This is a genomic window from Ochrobactrum sp. SSR (genome assembly GCF_030067775.1).
Taxonomy (GTDB): domain Bacteria; phylum Pseudomonadota; class Alphaproteobacteria; order Rhizobiales; family Rhizobiaceae; genus Brucella; species Brucella teleogrylli.
In genome coordinates, this window is the sequence record NZ_CP125970.1 from 93015 (window position 1) to 116733 (window position 23719).

Sequence of the window (23719 nt, forward strand, 5' to 3'; positions counted from 1 at the left end):
CTGAGTTCAGACCGGCTTTTGTGTTTTGGATTAGCGTTTCGGTCTGCTGCCAACGAGGCCATAAAAGGCGATATAGACATAGCAGATGATCGGCATCAGGAAGGCGTAATGAAGGCCGACCGTATCCGCCAGCGCGCCCTGGATCAGCGGAATGATCGCGCCGCCGACAATGGCGAGATTGAGAATTGCTGAACCCTGGCTGGTATGTTTGCCAAGTCCATGCAGCGCCAGGCTGAAGATGGTCGGGAACATGATCGAGTTGAACAGGCCAATGGCCAGAACCGCCCACATGGAGACATTGCCGATTGTCGCGACCGTGAGGAGCAGCAACAGAATGGCCACGACGGCATTAAAGGCCAGCGCCTTGCCGTCATCGATATAGCGCATGGCTGCCGAACCGATGAAGCGGCCAACCATGGCGCCACCCCAGAAATAGGCGACGTGATGCGCAGCTTCGGTTTCGGACAGTCCGACCACGCTCGGGTCACTCAGGAAATTGACGAGGAAGCTGCCGACGCTGACTTCCGCGCCCACATAGACGAAAATGCCGATGGCGCCCAGCACCAGATGCCGGTACTGCCAGGCAGAACCTTCGTCCGCGACCGCGCTTTCTTCCGCTTCCACATCCGGCAGTTTCAGGATGGCGAAGACGATGGCGAGGACGACGAAGGCCAGTGCCAGCAGGAGATAGGGAAATTTGACTGCATCCGCTTCGGACGCGACGGTAGCGTCGGTGGTTGCAGCAGACAGGATCAGCAATGCGCCGAAAAGCGGTGCAATCGTAGTGCCGAGCGAGTTGAACGCCTGTGTCAGCGTCAGGCGGCTGGCGGCTGTTTCCGGCTTGCCGAGGATCGTCACATAGGGGTTTGCCGATACTTGCAGGATCGTCACGCCGGAAGCCAGCACGAAAAGCGCACCGAGAAACAGCCCATAGACCCGGTATGACGCCGCCGGGATGAACAGCGCGCAGCCAATCGCAGCGACCACAAGGCCGACGACGATGGCGCGTTTATAGGAGATGCGTTTGACCAATGCTCCGGCGGGCAGGGATACGATGAAGTATGCGCCGAAGAAGCAGAACTGGATCAGCATCGACTGGGTATAGTTGAGCTGGAAGACGTTCTTCAGATGCGGGATCAGAATGTCGTTGAGGCTGGTGATGAAGCCCCACATGAAGAACAGAACGGTCAGGCTGGTCAGCGCGAAACCGAAATTTCCAACAGGGGTTGAGCCAGTGGGAGACTGACTGCGGGTTGCGGTGGAAACAGACATTTTTCTCTACAATCTATGCTTGGGGAGGAATTTGGGCATGCAATGGATCGTTTGCGGAGCGGTGGTCATTAAATGCTGAAATGGGAGGCTTAATTATCGGGGTGCTCTGCCCGCACAAACTATATCGGAAGAAGATTCTGAAAAGGTTGTTTCGATAAAAATTGCGTGTTCGCGCTGGCGGTGCGAAAGCGGTCGAGAGCAGAACAAAAAAGCCGCGCCCGATGTTTCATGCGGACGCGGCTTTATTCATTTCATGCGCACCGCCCAATAGTATCGAAGGCGGTGCGTTGTGATTCAGGCTTTGATCAGCCGCGCTTGGCGTCGATCGACAGCGAGCCTGCGCCATGCAGAGCGAGCAGGAAGAGACCGCCAGCGATGGCAAGGTTCTTCTGCGCCATCAGGGCGTTCATGCCTTGAGAAAAGTCCATGTGCGCAACGAGCGTTGCACCAATGGTGAACAGGCCGACGATGGCGGCTGCGATACGGGTCTGGAAGCCAACGAGAATGGCGATGCCGCCCACGAACTCAACGAGGCCGACGACCACAGCCGTAACCGTTGGAAGCGGGAGGCCGATGCTGGAGAAATAACCAGCCGTGCCGGAAATAGCCGTCAGCTTGCCGAAACCGGCAATGATGAAGAGGATCGAAAGAAACACGCGGGCGATGAGTGTTACAGCGCCGTTGGACTGTGGGGTAATCGAGGACATGGGGGAGCTATCTCCTGTTGAACTAAGCCACCAATTATCGACTAACTACTGTCAAGAAAAGACGTATAATTCTCGACAGTTCGTTCACTGCATGTAGACGATCATTTGCCCCTGATTATTCAGGCGCAATCATGCGCTCCGCCCGGACGAGCCGGTCGTAGTCTTCGGCGCTCACAAGCCCACTCGCCAGCGCTTCCTCGCGCAGGGTCGTGCCGTTCTTGTGTGCGGTTTTGGCGATCTTCGCTGCACCGTCATAGCCGATGGCGGGCGCCAGCGCGGTCACCAGCATCAGCGACCGGTCCAGCAATTCCTTGATGCGGGTTTCATTGGCTTCGATGCCGTCCACGCAATGATCGGCGAAAGAGACCATCGCATCGCTGAGCAGGCGGATCGATTGCAGGACGTTATAGGCGATGACCGGCTTGAAGACGTTCAGTTCGAAATGGCCCTGGCTCGCGGCGACAGTCACGGCGGTCTGGTTGCCAAAGACCTGCGTTGCCACCATGGTCATGGCCTCCGCCTGTGTCGGGTTCACCTTGCCGGGCATGATGGACGAGCCCGGCTCGTTTTCCGGCAAGGACAATTCGCCAAGGCCGGAGCGCGGGCCGGAACCCAGGAAGCGGATATCATTGGCGATCTTGAACAGATCAGCCGCCAGCGCGTTCAGGCTGCCATGGAAGTTGAGAACCGCGCCATGGCTCGCCAGCGCTTCAAACTTGTTCGGCGCGGTCTTGAAGGAGAGGCCGGTGATTTCGCTGACCGCATCGGCAAAACCGGTGTCGAAGCCAATCGGCGCATTGAGACCGGTGCCCACCGCCGTACCGCCCTGCGCAAGCAGGAAAACATCGGCCAGCGATTGCTCGATACGATGACGCGCATATTCAGGCGCTGCGCGATAGCCGGAAAATTCCTGCCCAAGCGTGACGGGCGTTGCATCCTGCGTATGGGTGCGTCCGATTTTGATGATGTCCCGGAAGGCGTCTTCCTTGACCTTGAGCGCCTTGGTCAGATGCTCCAGCGCCGGGTAAAGGCGATTGACGGCTTCAACCGCCGTGGCGATGTGGATCGCTGTCGGGAAGCTGTCATTGGACGACTGGCTCATATTGACGTGGTCGTTCGGATGAACCGGCTTCTTGGAACCTTTTTCGCCGCCAAGCAGTTCGATGGCGCGATTGGAGATCACTTCATTGGCGTTCATGTTCGACTGCGTGCCGGAACCGGTCTGCCAGACGACGAGCGGAAAATGATCGTCAAGCTTGCCTTCAATCACTTCGGAAGCTGCAACCGCGATGACCTGACCGAGAACCGGATCAAGCTTGCCGAGCGCAATATTGGTTTCCGCTGCGGCGCGTTTCACAACGCCCAGAGCATGGACGAGCGGCAGGGGCATGCGCTCGCCGCCGATCTTGAAATTCTGCAAGGAGCGCTGCGTCTGCGCGCCCCAATAGCGGTCGGCGGGAACATCGATCGGTCCGAAAGTATCTGTTTCGGTACGCGTGGCGGTCATTTCATGTCTCCGGCTAGCTTTCAGCCCGCAACCGGGCGTCATGGCAATGAATATAGCACTACCGAGGGATTGGTAGCTCCGTATTTTCCTTACGTCGCTATTTGACAAAATATGATTATAAAATTCAACTTTATTTGAGCGGAAAATTTCCGCGTTCTTCAGTTGTCTTCATTATCGTCGTCGCCGCCCTCGGTTTCGGAGATCCACGCGGTCGGTTCGATCTTGCGCTGGGTCTTGCTGTCGGTGAAGGTCCACCAGCCGGTGTCGGTCTCGTCCCACTGCCCCCCGCCAGCGTTCAATTGCGCCAGCGAACGATATTGCGCGATGGATTCATTCCGCTGGTCGTCTTCGTCGGTCCAGACGACCGTAATCTTGCGACCATCCTTGGGGGCAGTGTCGATAGGCAATTCTTTGCGCATGAGATTTTCCGTCCTCTTTCCGTTGCGATAACGATAGGGCAAAATCGGCGGGAGGCAAGTTGAAGCGCGTCGGGCAAAAGCACGAACGGGCCTGCATTCGCAAATACGCACAAAAATGTGGTCGCCGGAAATCTGTGAAAGAAGCGTCTGAAAGTGGAAAGGCAGGCCGAAGCCTGCCTTTCCTGTCGCCTGAGACAGGACTTCCGGGGTGCGGGGGCAAACTGGAAGTCCATCTCATTTCAACCGGATTGACCACGAATGGTTGCCTCAAGTCAATGAGAACTTGCTAAAATAGAATTTTATCTTGGGCAAAGGGGGCGAAGGGTAAATTTTTTATAAATCACAGATGGTTACGCTGCGTAACAGAAAGGCGCCCAGTGGTCGCGATCCCGCATCGGAGCGGGTGCATAATTGGGCGTTGCATCAGTCCTTTAGGCATAAAAAAAACCTCCGGTCGAAACCGGAGGTTCTCTTTAAAGTAGTGCTTTATGGACTTGCTTGAAGTCCATGCCGCCACCCGCGCCGCTTTGCGGCGCAGGCTTATCCACTCATGGGCGTGCTTTATGGATTTCTTAGAAATCCATGCCGCCCATGCCGCCCATGCCGCCAGGCATGCCAGCCGGAGCTGCATCCTTCTTCGGCAGTTCAGCGATCATGGCTTCCGTGGTGATCAGCAGGCCAGCAACCGAAGCTGCATTCTGCAGGGCCGTACGGACAACCTTGACCGGGTCAACGATGCCGAGAGCGATCAGATCGCCATATTCGCCGTTGGCCGTGTTGTAGCCAAAGGTGTCGGAGCCGTTTTCGAGGATCTTGCCGACGATGACCGAAGCTTCTTCACCAGCGTTGGTCGTGATCTGACGGGCCGGAGCCTGGATCGCACGACGAACGATGTTGATGCCAGCTTCCTGGTCAGCATTGATGCCCTTGGCCTTGATCTGAACCGAAGCGCGGAGCAGAGCGGTGCCGCCGCCAGCAACGATACCTTCTTCAACCGCAGCGCGGGTTGCGTTCAGGGCGTCGTCAACGCGGTCCTTCTTTTCCTTCACTTCAACTTCCGTTGCACCGCCGACGCGGATCACGGCAACGCCGCCAGCGAGCTTGGCAAGGCGTTCCTGAAGCTTTTCACGGTCGTAGTCCGAAGAGGTTTCGTCGATCTGCTGCTTGATCTGGCCAACGCGCGCGTCGATTTCGGCCTTCTGGCCTGCACCGTCAACGATCGTGGTGTTTTCCTTGGAGATCGACACCTTCTTGGCGCGGCCGAGCATGTCGAGCGTAACGCTTTCGAGCTTGATGCCGAGATCTTCGGAGATAACCTGACCACCGGTGAGGATCGCGATGTCTTCGAGCATGGCCTTGCGGCGATCGCCGAAGCCAGGAGCCTTGACGGCAGCAATCTTCAGGCCGCCACGCAGCTTGTTGACGACGAGGGTAGCAAGAGCTTCGCCTTCAACGTCTTCAGCGATGATGAGGAGCGGCTTGGAGGTCTGAACGACAGCTTCGAGAACCGGCAGAAGAGCCTGGAGGTTCGAGAGCTTCTTTTCGTGCAGAAGGATGTAGGCGTCTTCGAGGTCAGCAACCATCTTTTCAGGGTTGGTGACGAAGTACGGCGACAGGTAGCCGCGGTCGAACTGCATGCCTTCAACGACTTCGAGTTCGGTTTCGGCAGTCTTGGCTTCTTCAACCGTGATGACGCCTTCGTTGCCGACTTTCTGCATCGCTTCAGCGATCATCTTGCCGATTTCGGCTTCGCCGTTAGCGGAGATCGTGCCAACCTGTGCAACTTCTTCCGAGGTGTTGATCTTCTTGGCCTTGCCGAGAAGGTTTGCAACAACTTCCGAAACTGCGAGGTCGATACCGCGCTTCAGGTCCATCGGGTTCATGCCAGCGGCAACAGCCTTGGCGCCTTCCTGAACGATGGCCTGACCGAGAACGGTCGCGGTGGTGGTGCCGTCACCGGCAGTGTCGTTGGTCTTGGAAGCCACTTCGCGCAGCATCTGTGCGCCCATGTTTTCGAACTTGTCTTCCAGTTCGACTTCCTTGGCGACCGAAACGCCGTCCTTGGTGATGCGCGGAGCGCCGAAGGACTTGTCGATCACGACGTTGCGGCCTTTCGGGCCGAGCGTGACCTTAACAGCGTCAGCGAGGATATCGACGCCGCGCAGCATCTTTTCGCGCGCAGTGCGACCGAATTTTACGTCTTTTGCAGCCATTTTACTCTCCTGGGAATATCCCGGTCAGGTATGGTGAATTGGTTTTGAGGCAGGAGCGAAACCGCTCTGTCTCTTTGTTTTTAAGCATTATCCTACGCAAAACCGCTTAGCACTTTTGCTGGAAATGCTCCGGGCTAAATGAATTAGCCGACGATACCCAAAATGTCGGATTCCTTCATGATCAGCAGGTCTTCGCCCCCAATCTTGACTTCCGTGCCCGACCACTTGCCGAACAGAACGCGGTCGCCAGCCTTGACGTCCAGCGGAACGAGCTTGCCAGCTTCGTCACGAGCGCCGGCGCCAGCAGCGACGACTTCGCCTTCCTGCGGCTTTTCCTTAGCGGAATCAGGGATAATGATCCCGCCAGCGGTCTTTGCTTCCGATTCAACGCGACGAACGACGACGCGGTCATGAAGCGGGCGGAACTTGATATCAGCCATGGTATAACCCTTGGTGTTATAGACGTTGAACCCTGTTATGCGGATCAAGCCGATCCGCGCTGTTAGCACTCTCTCTTCCAGAGTGCTAACGTGCCTTTGAGATAGAGGCCGTATCTTTTCTTGTCAAGATTGCCTGAAAAATTTGACAGGCGAATGATGGTTAATTTGCACCGTTCGCGAAGGGATCGGGCGGCCCAACATGCGGAGGGCCGGGTGGCCCGCTCCGCATATGGTGGTTCGGTTTGCAGGATCAACCCGCGATGCGCAGGTTTGACAGCTCATCGCCGATCTGACGGAAGGTTTCGGCCAGTTCGCCGCCCGTGGTGTTCCAGAACAGTTTCGCTGGCTTGCCGCCGTCGAGGCGAACACGGGAATCGGACGAGCAGGTTTTTAGAAGCTCCATCTGGGCTTTTTCGTCCGTTTTGCTGCTGTTCAGGTCCACCGCGACGGTCATAATGATGATGTTGGCATTTTTCGCGTTGTTGCAAAGCGTAGCAAAGCGGGCATTCATCGCTTTGGTGTAGACGCCGTTATCTTGCGAAACGGAGACGCCGCTTTCCTGAAACAGCCGGGTCTGGCTGTAGCCCTTCGTGGTGCGGCTCGTATAGCCATGCGCCGAATAGTAGGACAGATTGCTGGCCTTATCCCTGTTCGATCCTGCTAGCGAATTATAGGTGTAGTAGGTATTAGCGCCGTCGGTGAGCACGATGACGACCTTGTCGTTGCCGCGGTCGGTCGACGGGCGACCCTCCGTAAAGGGTGCACCCTGGACGAGCGTGCGCCAGCCCCAAGCCATGCCTTCGGGCACATTCGTACCGCCATTCGGTTGCATGGCCTTGATGGCCGTCTTGATCGTGGCCTTACCCGCATCGTTGGTGATATCAGTCAGGCGCGTGATGGCTGTAGTAGTACAGCTGTAATTCGGGCCACCGCCATCAGAACGCTTCGACAGCACGTTGTTCAGATAATATTTCTTGAGGTCCTTCTGGCGGGCCGCGCCGCTCAATTTCAAATCGTCCGTCCACCAGCTGTTCAGCGTAAGATCTCGTCGGGTTGTTTTTCGAATCGACATCGTAATACTCCGCCGGACCAAACATCGGCACAAACAGAGTTTCCGGTTTGCTCTCGGTTGGGGGCGTCACGTCCAGCGCCAATGCTCCGGGACGCGCCTCGACACATCCCGCCCATGGAATCCAGGAGGCGGACGAACGCTTTGCAAGATCGGCATAGAGCGCGGCGCGGGAAAATGCCTTGTTGTTGTCCGTGCCCCAGCCGCTGCCCGATTTGAAGTAAAGGCCGCTGCCTTTCGGGTTTTCGATGATGCTGCGCGTATTATCGATCTCAACAGGCAGGGTGAAGTTTTCGAGGTTGACCGGGGAGGTCCCGCTTGGGTCCATCCATGTTTCTTTAAGATAGTTCGGCCCGACATTGACCGATCCGGCAAAAGGTACGAGCGAAAACTGTATCGGCTTTTCAACACGCGTAATCAGCGCCGATTGTGCAGCCATGGTGTCGACAAGCTGCGTTGCGGCATCTTTAAGCAACTGCAGACGTTGCTTGTTCGAACCTGCGCCGGTGTCATTCATCGAGCCTGAATTATCGAGCACAAGCGCCACTTCGACGGTGTTCTTCAACCGGACGAAGGAACTCATCGCATATTGCTTGTTGTCCCAATCGTCAGCCGAATTGGTCAGCTGGGCTGCGATGGAACCAAACAGCGATGGATATCGGAAGCTTGCGGTGGCCTCGATCTGCTGGTCATCGTTCGATGTTCGAGGAAAGTTGATGGCAAAGGCGACGCGGTCTGCGGCAAGGGCGGTCAGGTTCACATTGAAGACCTTGCCGCCATAGGCCTGCATGTCGGCCTCGCTCGCGCCGGTCGAAAAGCGCTTGCCGACCGCCAGCGCCGCAGCGTCAAGCGCGGCCTGCACGTTGTTGCGGGTGCGCATGAGATTGGTCGCATCGATCGCGACCATACCGACAAGGAGCAGCGGCACCAGCAATATGGCGGTGATCATCGCGAAATTGCCACGTTCATCCCCGCGAAACCGGTTTGCTCTTTCGGCAAGGCGTCCGAAATTGGCCTTGCGTGCAAAGCCGGTCACACAGGCAGCGCATAGCCGCCTTGCTGGTCCGCTCCAGTTATTCAAATCCACGCCCGCCCGAAAGGTTGTGTTGCTTTTGGTTGAACCGAAAGGTTGTGCGCTGTTCCTAGCAGCATCTTTCTAACAGTCGGTCACGAAGCGCGGTAAATGATCGGTGAATCTGCCAGTAAGCTTATTAAGTCTTTCCTGATGGGGTGTTTAGACGCGGCGCTTTCTCGGCTTATTGGCGGTAAAGCTCGTGACAGTTTTGATCGGCTGCGTTAGATGGAGCCCATGCAGCGCAGATAAGCGGGCATTGCTCGCCTCAGAAATGGAATATCAAGAGGAAGACTATGAAGCAGCTTGAAAGCCTCGATGACCTGGCCGGCCAGTATGACGTGTTCTTCTGCGACGTCTGGGGCGTGGTGCATAATGGCGTTGCTGCACATCCGGCTGCTGTCGATGCGCTGAAGCGCGCCCGCGCCAGAGGCGTCACGGTCATTCTCGTCACCAATTCTCCGCGCCCGCATCCGGGTGTCGAAGCGCAGCTGGAAATGCTGGGCGTGCCTGCGGATACCTATGACCGTGTCGTCACCTCCGGCGACGTGACCCGCGATCTGATCGCCGAAGGTCCGCGCAAAGTTCTGCATATCGGTCGTGAGAACGAATTGTCGATCTATGACGGGCTGGATGTGGAGCTGGTGGAAGAATTCGAGGCCGATGGTGTCGTTTGCACCGGTCTTGCCGATGACGATGTGGAAACGCCTGCCGATTACGCCGATCTGCTGCAGCGTCTGCGTTCGCGCAATCTGCCTTTCATCTGCGCCAATCCCGACATCATGGTTGAGCGCGGTCCGCGTCTTGTCTGGTGTGCGGGCGCTCTTGCGCGCGATTACGGCCAGCTGGGCGGGCGCACGTTGATCGCCGGCAAGCCGCATCGCCCGATCTACGAGGCGGCGCTCCATGCGGCGGAAGAAATTCGCGGCGGCGTCGTCGACAAAAGCCGTATTCTCGGCATTGGCGACGGTGTGCTGACCGATGTGAAGGGCGCTGCCGGTTTCGGTCTCGATGTGCTCTATATTTCGGGCGGCGTACACGCCGCCGATTATGCGGATAACGGGGCTGTCGATCTTGAGAAGATGGAAGCGTTTCTGGAGAAACACGGCCATCGCCCGGTCGCCTCGCTTTATGCACTCGTCTGATCAGCAAGCCCCGATATAAGCCAGTCAAGACTCAGGCACACCATGACGAACTCTGATTTCCAACGCCTTTCGGGAACCGACACCCTGCCGGAGCGCCTGCGCAATTGCGTGGTGGCCATCGGCAATTTCGATGGCGTTCATCGCGGACATCAGGCCGTGCTCGAGCGGGCGCTGGAAATCGCGGCCAAGGAAAATCTGCCTGCGGTCGTGCTGACATTCGAGCCGCATCCGCGCAGCTTCTTCAAGCCGGACGAGCCGATCGACCGCCTCACCGATGCGCGTGAAAAGGCATCAATCCTGCGGCATATGGGCTTCCATGCGGTGGTGGAACAGCCTTTTACCGCTGAATTCTCCAGCCAGTCGGCGGAGGATTTCGTGCAGCATATACTGGTCGAAAAGCTTCATGCCAGCCGTGTCGTGACTGGCTATGATTTCCATTTCGGAAAAGGTCGGCGCGGCACGCCGGAATTTCTCCTGCAGGCAGGCGAGGGCGCTGGTTTCCACGTCACGCTGGTCGATGCATTTACCGATGAGGGCGACAATCTCGTTTCGTCCACGCGGGTTCGCAATCTGCTTTGCGACGGCGATGTTGCCGGAGCGGCAGGTTTGCTCGGCTATCGCTATGCCGTTTGTGGCGAAGTCATCCACGGCAAGAAGCTTGGACGCACGCTGGGCTTCCCCACGGCCAATATGCAGGTCAGCGCCCAGACCAGCTTGAAACATGGCATCTATGCCGTCCGCTTCCGCAGGCAGGATGGCAGTCTGCATGACGGCGTCGCCAGTTTTGGTCGCCGCCCGACGGTGGATAGCGACGGTAAACCGCTTCTTGAAACATTCCTGTTCGACTTCTCCGGCGATCTCTACGGCGAAGACGCCTGCGTTTCGTTCTTCGGCTTTTTGCGGGGTGAAGTGAAGTTCGACGGGCTGGACGCGCTGATCGTGCAGATGAAGCGCGATGAAGAAGAGGCCCGCGCCTTGCTGGCCGGCGCGCGCCCGCTTTCAGAGCTGGATCGCGCTCTTTCTTTCAGGTGAATTGTAAAGAGCTATTTTTCCACCTAAGATTTAAGTTAAATTTTACGTATTTCGGTCAGAGAGTGTTAAACACCTTGCGCACTTTCGAGGTGCTGTTTGTCGGAGATTTGTTTTGCGTATTCTCTCACTGGCCCTCGTTGCAGGCACTCTCATTCCCTTCGGTTCCATCGCTTATGCCGCCGATGTGCAGCAGACCGATATCTATGCCGCGGAGACGGTTCAGCCGACCCGCAAGCATTTCTGGTCTGGTGACTGGTATCTCAAGGTCGGCGCCGCCGGGCTGGTTGCGCCCAAGTTTGAAGGCTCGAACAAATATCGCTTTTCCGCGCAGCCGCTGATTTCGTTCGGCCGTCAGGGCGAGTCGACGCGGTTTTCCTCGCGCAACGACAATGTCTCTTTCGCACTGATCGACAACAACCGCATCCGCGCCGGTCTGGCAGGCAAGCTGCTGTTCGAACGCGACGACGACATTCACGGACTGAAAGACACCAAGTTCGGCGGTGAAGTGGGCGGCTTTGCCGAAGTCTATCCGACCGACTGGATGCGCGTGCGCGGCGAGGTGCGCCAGGGCATTCGCGCCCATAAGGGCGTGGTTGCCGACATTTCCGCTGACGCCTTTTATGATGTCACGCCAGTCATCCGCGTTTCTGCGGGTCCGCGCGCGACCTTCGCGTCGAAGGACTATTTCAAGACCTATTACGGCGTCGATGCCGAGGAATCTGCTGCTTCCGGCCTGTCGGAATATAATCCCGGCGGGGGTTTCAAATCGGCCGGTTTCGGCGGCGCCATCAACTGGAAGGCGACCGACAAGATCGATACCAGCCTGTTCGGTGAGTATACCCGCCTGCAGGGCCCGGCGAAGGATTCGAGCATCGTCAAGGAGCGCGGCTCGCGCGACCAGTTCATGGTTGGCGTGTCGGCGACCTATCGCTTCGACTTCTCGCTTGACTAAGACCATTCGGCAGCCAATGCCGATGCTACTGTGAAGATATTCAGGGGCAGAGATGCAGTTTTATTGCGTCTTTGTTCCCCTGGCCTCTTTATTCCTGCAAAGCTCATTGCTAAAAGCGTGCCCATGATGACGGATTTTCGGCTTATCATGACGGCCATACGAATTATTGGCCCGGCCTCCCGCTTTGCCTGAATGGCTGTTTTGCCAGGCAATAACTGGTGCGGAGGTCCGGGAACGACCGGCTGTGCTCTTACAGTCCCCCTGTTATCGTTGATCCACATGCCCGCCATTTCTGGCCGAGGCTCCACAGGCGAATACCCATCATGACCGAGACGACCAAGATCGATTACTCAAAAACCCTCAATCTGCCGCAGACAGAATTTCCGATGCGCGCGGGCCTGCCGCAGCGCGAACCGCTGTTCGTCGAGCGCTGGGAGGGGATGAACCTTTACAAGAAGCTGCGCGAGCAGGCGAAAGACCGCCCGCTCTATGTGCTGCACGATGGCCCGCCCTATGCCAACGGCAATATCCATATCGGCCATGCGCTGAACAAGATCCTTAAGGACGTCATCACCCGCTCGTTCCAGATGCGCGGCTTCAACTCGAACTATGTTCCGGGCTGGGATTGCCACGGCTTGCCGATCGAGTGGAAGATCGAGGAAAAATATCGCGCCGAAGGCAAGAACAAGGACGAAGTACCGATCAACGAATTCCGCAGGGAATGCCGGGAATTCGCCGCCAACTGGATCAAGGTCCAGACGGATGAGTTCAAGCGCCTTGCTATCCTCGGAGATTTCGAAAACCCCTATACCACGATGAACTTCCATGCTGAATCGCGTATCGCTGGCGAGCTTCTCAAGTTCGCGGCTTCCGGTCAGCTTTATCGCGGTTCCAAGCCGGTGATGTGGTCGGTTGTCGAACGCACCGCGCTCGCCGAGGCCGAAGTCGAATATCATGATGTCGAGTCGGATATGATCTGGGTCAAGTTCCCGGTCGCTGGTCAGAACGAACTTTCTGGCAGCGATGTGGTGATCTGGACGACCACCCCATGGACCATCCCCGGCAACCGCGCCGTGTCCTATTCGTCGCGTATCGCATACGGGCTTTATGAAGTCACGGAAGCCGAGAATGATTTTGGCCCGCGTCCTGGCGAAAAGCTCATCTTCGCCGACAAGCTGGCCGAAGAAAGCTTCGCCAAGGCAAAGCTTCAGTTCAAGCGCCTGCGCAGTGTTTCGTCCGATGAGCTTGGCAAGGTCGTGCTCGATCATCCGCTGAAGGGCTTTGGCGGCGGCTATGAGTTCGCAGTTCCGATGCTCGACGGTGACCATGTGACCGACGATGCGGGCACGGGCTTCGTCCACACCGCGCCAAGCCATGGCCGCGAAGACTTTGAAGCCTGGATGAACAATGTTCGCGAGCTGGAAGCGCGCGGTATCGATCCGAGCATCCCGTTCCCGGTCGATGATGGCGGCTACTATACCAAGGACGCACCGGGCTTTGGCCCGGACCGTGAAGGCGGCCCCGCGCGCGTCATCGACGACAACGGCAAGAAGGGCGACGCCAACAAGTCGGTGATGGATCAGCTCATTGCTCGTGACAAGCTCTTCGCCCGTGGTCGCCTGAAGCACTCCTATCCGCATTCCTGGCGTTCTAAGAAGCAGGTCATCTTCCGCAACACGCCGCAATGGTTCGTCTATATGGACAAGAACCTTGGCGACGGCACCACACTGCGTTCGCGCGCGCTGAAGGCCATCGACGATACGCGTTTCGTCCCGGCTGCCGGTCAGACGCGCCTGCGTTCGATGATCGAAGGTCGCCCGGACTGGGTGCTTTCGCGTCAGCGCGCTTGGGGCGTGCCGATCTGCGTTTTCGTGGATGAGGAAGGCAACATCCTTCAGGATGATGCGGTCAACAAGCGTGTTCTCGATGCATTTGAAGCGGAAGGTGCCGATGCATGGTTTGCCGAAGGCGCACGCGAGCGTTTCCTCGGCAACCGCGCCGATGAGCCTTGGGTGCAGGTGCGCGACATTCTGGACGTTTGGTTCGATTCCGGTTCGACCCACACCTTCACGCTGGAAGACCGCCCGGACATGAAGTGGCCCGCAGACGTCTATCTCGAAGGCTCGGACCAGCATCGCGGCTGGTTCCATTCGTCGCTTCTCGAAAGCTGCGGCACGCGCGGTCGCGCGCCATATAATGCCGTCGTGACCCATGGCTTCACCATGGACGAGCACGGCAAGAAGATGTCGAAGTCGCTCGGCAATACGGTTACGCCGCAGGACGTCATCAAGGAATCCGGTGCGGATATCCTGCGTCTCTGGGTCATGACGACCGATTATTGGGAAGATCAGCGTCTCGGCAAGAGCATCATCCAGACCAATATCGACGCCTATCGCAAGCTGCGCAACACCATCCGGTGGATGCTGGGCACGCTGGCGCATGATAAAGGCGAAAACGTCGCTTATGCCGATCTGCCGGAACTTGAACGCCTGATGCTGCATCGTCTGACCGAACTGGATGAAGTCGTCCGCTCCGGCTATGATGCGTTCGATTTCAAACGCATTGCGCGCTCGCTGATCGATTTCATGAATGTCGAGCTTTCGGCCTTCTATTTCGATATCCGCAAGGACGCGCTTTACTGCGATGCGCCGTCTAGCGTGCGCCGCAAGGCCGCATTGCAGACCGTGCGCGAAATCTTCGACCGCCTGACGACCTGGCTGGCGCCCATGCTGCCTTTCACCATGGAAGAAGCATGGCTCGACCGTTATCCGCAGTCGGTTTCGGTTCATGCCGAGCAGTTCCGCCCGACGCTGGCCGAATGGCGCGACGACGTGCTGGCTGAAAAGTGGCGCAAGGTGCGCGCGGTTCGCCGCGTCGTGACCGGCGCTCTCGAACTGGAACGCGCCGACAAGCGCATCGGTTCGTCGCTGGAAGCTTCGCCGGTGGTCCATATCTCCGACAAGAGCCTGAGCGATTCGCTCGATGGTCTCGATTTTGCGGAGATCTGCATCACCAGCGGCATCTCGTTCAGCGATGCAGCGGCACCGGAAGGCGCTTTCATGCTTGGCGATGTGAAGGGCGTGGCCGTTGTGCCAGCGCGTGCCGAAGGCGAAAAATGCGCGCGGTCGTGGCGCTACACCACCGATGTGGGTTCCGACCCGGAATTCCCGGAAGTGTCGGCGCGCGATGCCGAGGCACTGCGCGAATTGAAGGCGCTCGGCAAGCTCGACGCCTGATTGCAGAGATCGCAATCCGCTCCGGTTTCATCCGGGGCGGATTGTTTGTTTGCGTGACAGGGGTTGCAGCCTTGCGCGTGAACATGGTGAAATAGCGGTTAATGCCGGATTGCCGCATGGGTTGCTCTCATGTACAAGGCAGTCCTCGGAAAATTTACGATCTGCCTTGGAGTTGCCGGTTTTTTGAGGCAAGGCACGCTGGAGCAAGCCTCGCGAACAAAGAATCGACAGGCGTAAAAGAAGTGGCGCTAATGAAGATTGACGGACGAGTTCTGATACTTATGACGGCTGTAGCGGGTCTTTCGCTGTCAGGCTGCATGTCATCGCCAACCTACGGAACGGACAAGACGTCGGGCGCACAGCTCCTTGACGACGTTTCCAATATGGCGAGCTTCGGTCAGGGCAAGAACAAGAAAGAACGCATCGACTACAAGCCGCGTCCCGATCTTGTACGTCCGGCTCCGGGCGACAAGGGTCAGCTTCCTGCGCCGCAGGACAATGTTGCAAGTGCGGGTGGTGCAAACTGGCCAGAATCGCCGGAACAGCGCCGTAAGCGCCTGCGCGATGAAATCACGGCCAACCGTGACAATCCGAACTTCGTCTCTCCGATCGAAGCTGACGGCCCGGTTGCAAGCAATTTGCAGACGGCGCTGCCGGGCGGCAACAGCCGCCGCGAAGAATATGATTCCCGTTTACCGAACGCCGATCCCAAGAAGATCGCCGCGCTGAAGGCAGAGCGTGCGGCGCAGACGCAGGGGTCGGCTACCAACCGCAAATATCTGAGCGAGCCGCCGCTTGCCTATCGCCAACCGGCGTCCACCGCCGCTACCGGCGAACTGGGTCAGGATGAGGCGCAAAAGGAACGCGAGCGCAAGAAGGCCGCTGGCAAATCCAAGGGCTGGCGCGATTATCTTCCCTGGAACTAATTCCGGAATTATTCTGTAACAGTTTGAGCAGCCATGGCGCGAATATCCGCCGTGGCTGTTTTGTTTAGGACATAATAGAGACATACTCTTTCAAGATGAATAAAGGTATTGTTTCGTAATAAATTTATTTTTTTAATATTGTTCGAGATGACATCTATTTGATTTCAATCAAAGACATCATCGCTGGCATAAGGCACCGTGCCACTTTCAGTTATAGGATACAGTTCAATGGCCAACGCAAACACGATCTGGGACAGCCGCAATGGTTATGGCGTTGTCTCCCGAAGCTTTCACTGGTTGATGGCCCTCTTGTTTCTCTGGCAGTTCATGTCGGCCATTCTGCGCGTCTTCGCCAAGGACAGCGCGATATATAGTTTCTTCTGGTCGATGCATCACCAGCTTGGTTTCGCATTGCTGGTGCTGGTTTTGTTGCGTGGCGTCTGGGGTATTTTGAATCTCGGTCGCCGTCCGCAGACAGACGGTCTTGTGGGCAAGATGGCATCGCTTGGGCATCTGGCGATTTATGGGCTGATGTTTGCCGTCCCGGCGCTCGGCTTGTTGCGTTCTTATGGCAATGGGCATGGCTTTTCGTTTCTCGGTCTGCAAATTTTCGCGGAGACAGGCGTAAAAAATGACGCGTTGACATCTCCGGGCAATGCTTTGCACGGCTTGCTCGGCTGGGTTCTGCTGGCGGTCATCGGCTGCCATGTCTTCATGGCGCTTTTCCACCATTTCGCGCTGCGTGACGACACACTGCGCCATATGACGGGGCATAAGGCTCGCGGCTGATAAGCCCCCGTGCCTTACGGGAATTTGAGGATAAAGAACCCCGGAAGAAGACATAAGGCGGCGCAGAGGCAATAGGTATAGCCAAAGCAATCGCGCCAGATTCTGGCCACTTCGGCTTGATCCTTATGGTCCGGTTCGGACGCCGCCGTTTTTGCGCGAATGCGTGTGATGATCTTTGCAAGACCTGCTGCGACGCCAATGACCAGCAAAGCCCCCGCCAGAAATAGCAGTTCAATAAGATATATGGACCGGGTCACCAGCCCTGTTCCATAGGCCCAGCTGTATATTTGCCTCTGAAAAGATAATGGCCCGAACGCCAGCAGCAGGGAGAAAGCGGCGATACAATAGAGACCAAAGCGTTTGCACCTAATGCTGACGGGCGCTGGTGGCTGGCTTTCAAACTCTGCCAACTGGCGGCGAAAGCTTCGCGCCTGAATCCAGGGCATGTAAAAAATCGCAATGACGCCGACCAGAATATAATTCAGCACATCTTCCGCCGAGATTGCCAGTGCGGGAAAATATCGATTGATAACAATGACCGCGCCCAGCCAGCTGAGAAGCAGGACAGCGATCAGCGGCATGAGAAGCGCAAATACCAGAATATTCTGTCGGCGGCTGATAGTGGGGTCGGACATGCCGGTCAGCGTTTCTCGCGAAAAAAATCCTTGAGGATTTTCTGCGCTTCGCCTTCCGAAAACCCTGCATAGATTTCCGGTACATGATGACAGGTGGGCTGGGTGTAGAAGCGTGGGCCGTGTTCGACGCCGCCGCCTTTGGGGTCGGATGCGCCGTAATAGAGGCGGCGGATGCGCGCAAAGGAAATCGCAGCCGCGCACATGGCGCAGGGTTCCAGCGTCACGTAGAGGTCGCAATCGACAAGCCGCTCCGATTGCAGGGCCCTACCGGCCTGACGAATGACCAGCACTTCGGCATGGGCGGTCACGTCGTTCAGCTCCCGCGTGCGGTTTCCCGCGCGGGCGATGATCTGCCCTTCATGAACAACAACAGCGCCAATCGGCACTTCGCCGCGCGCGCCTGCAGCACGTGCTTCATCCAGCGCGGCGCCCATCGGTGTTGCCATGTCGGTAACGGTTGCGGGTGCCCGCTCTTTCATGCGCACTCCATTTCGTGCATTGATCGGGAAATTTCGCTCGCAAGCACTGGAGCGATTTGTTACTGCATAATTCTCGAAATCGAAACCGATTTGCGAACAGATTTATACGGCGTTTTCGTTCCAGACATTCCTTTGCCTGCTTTCGACGGTGCAAGGTGATACGGAAACGCTGCTGAGAGGCCAATACCAGATGACTAAAGACGACGATAACAAGGGCGGCAAGCCGCCTCATGGCCGTAGTGGACGCCCCGAGGGTCGTTCGGGCGGACGCCCGGCTGGACGCGGCGGCGACCGCCCCGGTCGTGACAGCCGACCGCGCCGCGATGAAGGCGACCGGGATGACGCGCGCCGCGCCGGTCCGCGCCGGGGTGCCCCGCGCGATGTGGAAACCGAAGAAGATACCAGCGAACGCATCGCCAAGCGTCTGGCGCGTGTTGGCATCGCTTCGCGCCGCGAAGCCGAAACGATGATCGCCGCCGGGCGGATCGCGGTCAACGGCAAGGTGCTGGACAGTCCTGCGGTCAATGTGAAGCGCACCGACGTGATCACGGTTGACGGCAAGCCGCTGAAACAGGCCGAGCGCACCCGCCTGTGGCTCTACCACAAGCCTGCGGGTCTCGTGACCACCAATCGCGATCCGGAAGGTCGCCCGACCGTGTTCGACGCACTGCCAGCTGAAATGCCGCGCGTGCTGTCGGTTGGCCGTCTCGACATCAACACTGAAGGGCTTCTGCTGCTCACCAATGATGGCGGGTTGTCGCGGGTTCTGGAATTGCCGTCTACCGGCTGGCTGCGCCGCTATCGCGTGCGCGCCCATGGCAAGGTCACGCAGCCGCAGCTCGATGAATTGAAGAACGGTATCGCTGTCGATGGCGTGTTCTATGGCAGCATCGAAGCCGAGCTTGAGCGTGTTCAGGGCGCGAATGTCTGGATCAATATTGGTCTGCGCGAAGGCAAGAACCGGGAAGTGAAGAACATTCTGGGCGCGCTTGGTCTGACGGTCGGTCGCCTGATCCGCGTGTCCTTCGGCCCGTTCCAGCTTGGCGATCTTGAAGAAGGCGCTGTGCGCGAAATCAAGGGCCGCACGCTGCGCGACCAGCTGGGCGACAAGCTGGTTGAAGATTCCGGTGCCGATTTCGACGCGCCCATCTTCAACGAGTTCTCCAATGCCGCTGTGCAGGGCCGCACCCGTCGCGAGATGGAAGAAGCTCAACCGGAACAGGAAGGCGAAACCCGTCGCGCGCCGCGTGAGCGCGAATGGATTTCCAGCCGCCCGGAACGCCGTCGTGGACGCGAAGACAAGACAGAAAAGGTCGAGCCGCGCCGTCGCGGCAATGCCAATGTGTGGATGGCGCCCGGCGCACGTCCAAAGGGCGAGAAGGCCGCTACCAAGCCTGCTCGCGTCGAACATCAGATGCCGCATCGCGGCGCGAAGTTCAGCGGCGACATGCAGGTGCGTCCGCGCCGTTCGGACGATGCGGAGCAAGGTCGCGAAGAGGGCGGCGAACGCCGTTACAACAAGCGTCCGGAAGGCCAGCGTTCAAGCGGTCCGCGCGCTGGCGGCAAGCCGGGAGCGGAAGGTCGCTCTTACGGCCCTCGCGCCGAAGGCTCTCGTTTTGAAGGTGGTCGTTCGGAAACGCGCGAAAAGCGCGAGGATGGGCACAAGGAGCGTCGCCCCGGCAAGCGTGAGCGCGCCGAACTGCGCGATGCAGCTTCCGGCGAGCGCTCGCAGGGCGGTTTTGAGGGTCGCAAGACGTTCAAGTCTGACAAGCCATATAAGTCCGACAAGCCGGGCGGTGCGCGCGGCGAGGGCCGTTTCGGCGGTTCCGATCGCGACACGCGTTCAGGCGCGCGCAGCGGTGGCGCTCCACGCGGTTTCAGCGACGGCCCGCGTCGCGGTCCTGAAGGTGGAAAGCCAGCTGGCAAATCGGGCGGCAAGCCTGGTGGACGCCCGGGTGGAAAGCCGACCGGTGGCAAGCCCACCGGCGGAAAACCAGGCGGCGGTGGCAGATCGGGAGGCGGCGGTGCGGATCGTCGGCGGTAAGTTTCGCGGTCGCCCGCTGGTAACACCGTCCACCAACGCCATTCGCCCCACTACGGACCGCACGCGCGAGAGCCTGTTCAATGTTCTCGCGCACAGCTTTCCCGACAAGGTGGAAGGCGCGCGTGTGCTTGATCTCTTCGCAGGCACCGGCGCGCTTGGTCTTGAAGCCCTTTCGCGCGGCGCGCGATACGCGACCTTCGTGGAGGAATCCGCGGAGGGCCGGGGGCTGTTGCGCCAAAATGTCGAGGCGCTCGGCTTGCAGGGCCACACGAAGATTCTCCGCCGTGACGCCTGCCAGCTTGGCATTGTCGGCACGATGGAACCGTTCGATCTGATCTTCGCAGATCCACCCTATGGGCGGCGCATGGGCGAAAAAGCATTTTTATCGGCACTTCAGGGCGGCTGGCTTAATCCTGACGCACTTTTGGTGCTTGAAGAGGCTGCCGAAGCTTCGCTCGAGCTTGACGAACAATTTGTTGTGCTTGACGAGCGGAACTATGGCGGCACAATCATTCGGCTCATCCAAATCAAAGCCGATTGAGATGATTTGCAGCGGTGTTTGCCGTCGCGTTCTTTTTGTGCGGCGACGGTGTCGCCGATATTGATTTGAAGCATGCCGCCCGGAAAGGCCGGGCGGAAATGAAACCGATTGGAGATGTCGCTTGGTGAATAACACCTCCCTCCGACGCCTGTTTTTATCGACCGCTCTTGGTTTCGCGCTGGCTTTGCCGCTCGCAACCGGCTCCGTTGAAGCTCAAAATCAACCCCTGCCCAAACCGATGCCGCCGAGCCAGCGCCCGCGCCACAGGCGCAAGGCGATCAGGCTGATCAGGCGGCTCTGCCGGAAATCACCCAGTCGGATGGCGTCAGCAATTTCACCTTGCCCAATGGCCTGAAAGTCGTGGTCATTCCCGATCATCGCGCGCCGGTGGTGACGCAGATGATCTGGTATCATGTGGGCTCGGCAGACGAAGTGCCGGGCGTTTCCGGCATTGCGCATTTTCTCGAACATCTGATGTTCAAGGGTACGAAAACCCATCCGGCAGGGGAATTTTCGGCCAAGGTCGCGTCGATCGGCGGCGAAGAAAACGCGTTCACCTCCTATGATTACACAGCCTATTATCAGCGGGTTTCGCCGGAAGCGCTGGAAATGATCATGGATTTCGAGTCGGACCGGATGGAAAATCTGGTGCTGAACGATGAAGCCGTGACGACCGAGCGCGAAGTCATTCTGGAAGAACGCCGCATGCGCGTCGATTCCACCCCGGCGGCCATGCTCAATGAAAACACCGATGCGGTGCTGTTCTATAACCACCCCTACCGCAAGCCGGTGATCGGCTGGCGGCAGGAAATGGAAAAGCTGAGCCTCAAGAACGCCATCGATTTCTATCAGCAATATTACACGCCGAACAATGCCACGCTGGTCATCGCCGGTGACGTGACGCCGGAACGCGTGCGTGAATTGACGCTCAAGACCTGGGCCCGCGTACCGAAGCGCGCTGAAGTTCTGCCGCGCGACCGCCCGCAGGAGCCTGAAAAACATGCCGCACGCGTGGTGACGCTGCATGATGCGCGCATTAGCACGCCTTCCTTCCGCATGTCATGGCTGGTTCCGTCCTATGCCAACGAAAAGCGCTTTCCCGGTGTGAAGCCAGGTGATGCGCCGGCGCTCGATCTCTTGAGCGAAATTCTCGGCGGCTCGACCCGTTCGCGCCTTTATCAGACGCTGATCGTCAAAAACGGCATCGCGGCCAACACGGGCGCAGCCTATGGCGGTGATGCGCTGGATGACGGCACGTTCTCGGTCTATGGCTCACCGCGCGACGGCGCAACGCTGGGCGATGTCGAGAAGGCGGTGGAAGCCGAGCTTGCGCGCATCGTCAAGGACGGCGTGACCCAGACCGAACTGGATCAGGCACGCAATCGCTTCCTGAAGGCGGTTATTTTCGCGCGTGACAGTCAGGCCGGTATGGCGCGGATTTATGGTTCGACGCTTTCTGTTGGCCAGTCCGTGGAAGATATCCAGAAATGGCCAGACCTTATCAAATCCGTGACGGTGGATCAGATTCGTGATGTGGCCGAGCGGTATCTCGTCAAGGACCAGTCGGTGACCAGCTACCTCCTGCCACCCGATGCCGAACCGGAAAATGCCCGTGAGAACCCCAACGCGCCCGCAAGCGGTGCCAGCGGCAATGGTGCAGAGGGAGCGATCCAGTGAAGACCATAATCATGCTGAACTTCAAACGCGTCTTTGCTTCTCGCGCTCGCTCGTTCGCAAGCGTTCTGGTCGCATCCATGACGCTTCTCGTGATTTGCGCATTGCCTGCGCGCGCCATCGAAATTCAGGAAGTTGTCTCGCCGAAGGGCATTCATGCCTGGCTGGTGGAGGACAGTTCGGTGCCACTGGTATCCATGCGCTTCTCGTTCAAGGGCGGCACGTCGCAGGACCCCGCAGGCAAGGAAGGCCTCGCCAATCTGATGACTGGCCTGTTCGATGAAGGCGCTGGCGATCTCGATTCCGATGCGTTTCAGGAACGGATCGATAATCTGGGCGCCGAAATGAGCTTCACCGCCACGCAGGACGCCGTTTCCGGCGGCGTTCGCATGCTGGCGGAAAATCGCGATGCGGTGATGGACCTCGTGGCGCTGGCGGTCAACAAGCCGCGCTTCGACCAGCCCGCCATTGATCGCATTCGCAGTCAGGTCGTGGCCAGCATCGAGGCTTCACAGCGCAGCCCCGGCACCATTGCCGCTCGCCGTTTCGCGGAAGTGCTTTATGGCAACCATCCCTATGCGCGTCCCGACGAAGGTACGGCGAAATCGCTCCAGACGATCACCCGCGACGATCTGGTGACGTTCCATCGCAAGAATTTCGCCCGCGACCGGCTGACCATCGGTGTGGTCGGCGCGATCAATGCCAAGGACCTTGGCGTGATGCTCGACAAGGTGTTCGGCGATCTGCCCGCAGCGGCTGAGCTTGTGCCGGTGCCTGACGTCAAGCTGGCGCTCGGCACCACTACCAGCCTCTCCTTCGATGTGCCGCAGACGTCGATCCGGTTTGTCTATCCGGCAATCCCGCGCAAAGACCCGGACTTCTTCGCGGCCTATCTGATGAACCACATTCTGGGCGGCGGCTTCACCTCGCGGCTTTATGCCGAAGTGCGAGAAAAGCGCGGTCTCGCCTATTCGGTTTCGTCGCAGCTGGTGTTGCATGACCATGTCACGGCCTTGGTGATCTCCACCGCGACACGCCCGGAAAAGGCACAGGATCTCGCTCAAGATCATTCGCGAGCAGGTGGCAGCCATGGCGAGCGACGGTCCGACGGAAGCCGAACTTGCCGCCGCGAAAAGCTTCCTCAAGGGGTCTTACGCGGTGAACAATCTTGATTCTTCGGGCGCGATTGCCGAAACACTGGTCAGCTTGCAGGATGCGGGACTGCCGCGCGATTATATCGACAAGCGCTCGGCGCTTATCGAGGCGGTGACGCTCGATCAGATCAAGGCTATTGCCAAGAAGCTGCTCGATGCCGAACCGGCGATATTGATTTACGGACCCGCTAAGAGTTGAGGCTCTGCGATATTCGGGCAATGGCGGCCTGCAAATGGCGTGGTTTGAGTTTATGCGCATGATCTCATCCGAAAAGTCTGCAACTTTTCGGGATCATACGACTTCCGGTGCTCATGTACTTTAAGTACACTTCGCTCCGGTTCTCAAACCCCACCATTTTCGGCTCCCCATAGCCCGAATCTCATCAGAGCCTTGGGCGCCTAAAAACCGAAGA

General features: G+C 58.2%; 18 protein-coding genes and 2 pseudogenes. 10 read left to right on the top strand and 10 right to left on the bottom strand.

Features of this window, described 5'->3' with window-relative positions; genetic code table 11:
* Window positions 1-30: 30 nt before the first annotated feature.
* The 8 genes from QLQ11_RS12020 to QLQ11_RS12055 form a co-directional block, all read right to left on the bottom strand.
* On the bottom strand, window positions 31-1272 hold the full coding sequence (locus QLQ11_RS12020) for a sugar MFS transporter (RefSeq protein WP_109367806.1): 1242 nt from the start codon (window positions 1270-1272) through the stop codon (window positions 31-33).
* A 305-nt stretch (window positions 1273-1577) separates the two neighbouring features.
* On the bottom strand, window positions 1578-1979 hold the full coding sequence (locus QLQ11_RS12025) for a DoxX family protein (protein ID WP_109367805.1): 402 nt from the start codon (window positions 1977-1979) through the stop codon (window positions 1578-1580).
* Window positions 1980-2094: 115 nt separating this feature from the next.
* On the bottom strand, window positions 2095-3486 hold the full coding sequence (gene fumC / locus QLQ11_RS12030; protein WP_371835980.1) for a class II fumarate hydratase: 1392 nt from the start codon (window positions 3484-3486) through the stop codon (window positions 2095-2097).
* A gap of 158 nt (window positions 3487-3644) precedes the next feature.
* Window positions 3645-3905, bottom strand: a complete 261-nt coding sequence (locus tag QLQ11_RS12035; protein WP_109367803.1) for a hypothetical protein — start codon at window positions 3903-3905, stop codon at window positions 3645-3647.
* 572 nt (window positions 3906-4477) lie between these two features.
* On the bottom strand, window positions 4478-6118 hold the full coding sequence (gene groL / locus QLQ11_RS12040) for a chaperonin GroEL (RefSeq protein WP_109367802.1): 1641 nt from the start codon (window positions 6116-6118) through the stop codon (window positions 4478-4480).
* A 143-nt stretch (window positions 6119-6261) separates the two neighbouring features.
* On the bottom strand, window positions 6262-6558 hold the full coding sequence (groES, locus tag QLQ11_RS12045) for a co-chaperone GroES (RefSeq protein ID WP_109368036.1): 297 nt from the start codon (window positions 6556-6558) through the stop codon (window positions 6262-6264).
* A gap of 250 nt (window positions 6559-6808) precedes the next feature.
* Window positions 6809-7564: a hypothetical protein gene (locus QLQ11_RS12050; RefSeq protein ID WP_371835981.1), complete on the bottom strand. Its 756-nt coding sequence runs from the start codon at window positions 7562-7564 to the stop codon at window positions 6809-6811.
* On the bottom strand, window positions 7494-8714 hold the full coding sequence (locus QLQ11_RS12055; RefSeq protein ID WP_371835982.1) for a pilus assembly protein TadG-related protein: 1221 nt from the start codon (window positions 8712-8714) through the stop codon (window positions 7494-7496). Before QLQ11_RS12055 ends, QLQ11_RS12050 begins: the two co-directional genes overlap by 71 nt.
* Before the next feature lie 281 nt (window positions 8715-8995).
* Between QLQ11_RS12055 and QLQ11_RS12060 the strand changes: the two genes are divergently transcribed.
* From QLQ11_RS12060 to QLQ11_RS12085, 6 genes are all read left to right on the top strand, one after another.
* Window positions 8996-9844, top strand: coding sequence for a TIGR01459 family HAD-type hydrolase (locus tag QLQ11_RS12060; protein ID WP_109367801.1), 849 nt, complete (start codon window positions 8996-8998; stop codon window positions 9842-9844).
* Between the two features lie 42 nt (window positions 9845-9886).
* Window positions 9887-10876, top strand: a complete 990-nt coding sequence (locus tag QLQ11_RS12065) for a bifunctional riboflavin kinase/FAD synthetase (RefSeq protein ID WP_109367800.1) — start codon at window positions 9887-9889, stop codon at window positions 10874-10876.
* 112 nt (window positions 10877-10988) lie between these two features.
* Complete coding sequence (locus QLQ11_RS12070; RefSeq protein ID WP_283736269.1) at window positions 10989-11828, top strand: MipA/OmpV family protein; 840 nt, start codon at window positions 10989-10991, stop codon at window positions 11826-11828.
* A 323-nt stretch (window positions 11829-12151) separates the two neighbouring features.
* Window positions 12152-15064 (top strand): isoleucine--tRNA ligase, encoded by a 2913-nt coding sequence (gene ileS / locus QLQ11_RS12075; RefSeq protein ID WP_109367797.1) that lies wholly within the window; start codon window positions 12152-12154, stop codon window positions 15062-15064.
* Between the two features lie 251 nt (window positions 15065-15315).
* Window positions 15316-15990: a hypothetical protein gene (locus QLQ11_RS12080; protein ID WP_109367796.1), complete on the top strand. Its 675-nt coding sequence runs from the start codon at window positions 15316-15318 to the stop codon at window positions 15988-15990.
* 228 nt (window positions 15991-16218) lie between these two features.
* Entirely contained in the window at window positions 16219-16779 is a 561-nt protein-coding gene (locus QLQ11_RS12085; protein ID WP_109367795.1) for a cytochrome b, read from the top strand.
* A gap of 14 nt (window positions 16780-16793) precedes the next feature.
* Here QLQ11_RS12085 and QLQ11_RS12090 read toward each other — a convergent pair whose 3' ends face one another.
* Window positions 16794-17360 carry a hypothetical protein gene (locus tag QLQ11_RS12090; protein WP_124915960.1) on the bottom strand — a complete coding sequence of 189 codons (567 nt, stop codon included), beginning with the start codon at window positions 17358-17360 and terminating at the stop codon, window positions 16794-16796.
* Between the two features lie 59 nt (window positions 17361-17419).
* Complete coding sequence (locus tag QLQ11_RS12095) at window positions 17420-17893, bottom strand: nucleoside deaminase (protein ID WP_109367793.1); 474 nt, start codon at window positions 17891-17893, stop codon at window positions 17420-17422.
* Window positions 17894-18083: 190 nt separating this feature from the next.
* Here QLQ11_RS12095 and QLQ11_RS12100 point away from each other — a divergent pair, with 190 nt between their 5' ends.
* From QLQ11_RS12100 to QLQ11_RS12115, 4 genes and pseudogenes are all read left to right on the top strand, one after another.
* Window positions 18084-19937 (top strand): pseudouridine synthase, encoded by a 1854-nt coding sequence (locus tag QLQ11_RS12100; protein ID WP_109367792.1) that lies wholly within the window; start codon window positions 18084-18086, stop codon window positions 19935-19937.
* Complete coding sequence (gene rsmD, locus QLQ11_RS12105) at window positions 19918-20478, top strand: 16S rRNA (guanine(966)-N(2))-methyltransferase RsmD (protein WP_109368034.1); 561 nt, start codon at window positions 19918-19920, stop codon at window positions 20476-20478. Before QLQ11_RS12100 ends, rsmD begins: the two co-directional genes overlap by 20 nt.
* A 124-nt stretch (window positions 20479-20602) precedes the next feature.
* Window positions 20603-22155 (top strand): annotated as a pseudogene (locus tag QLQ11_RS12110) (M16 family metallopeptidase).
* An 11-nt stretch (window positions 22156-22166) separates the two neighbouring features.
* A pseudogene (locus QLQ11_RS12115) lies at window positions 22167-23505 on the top strand (M16 family metallopeptidase).
* Window positions 23506-23719 lie beyond the last annotated feature (214 nt).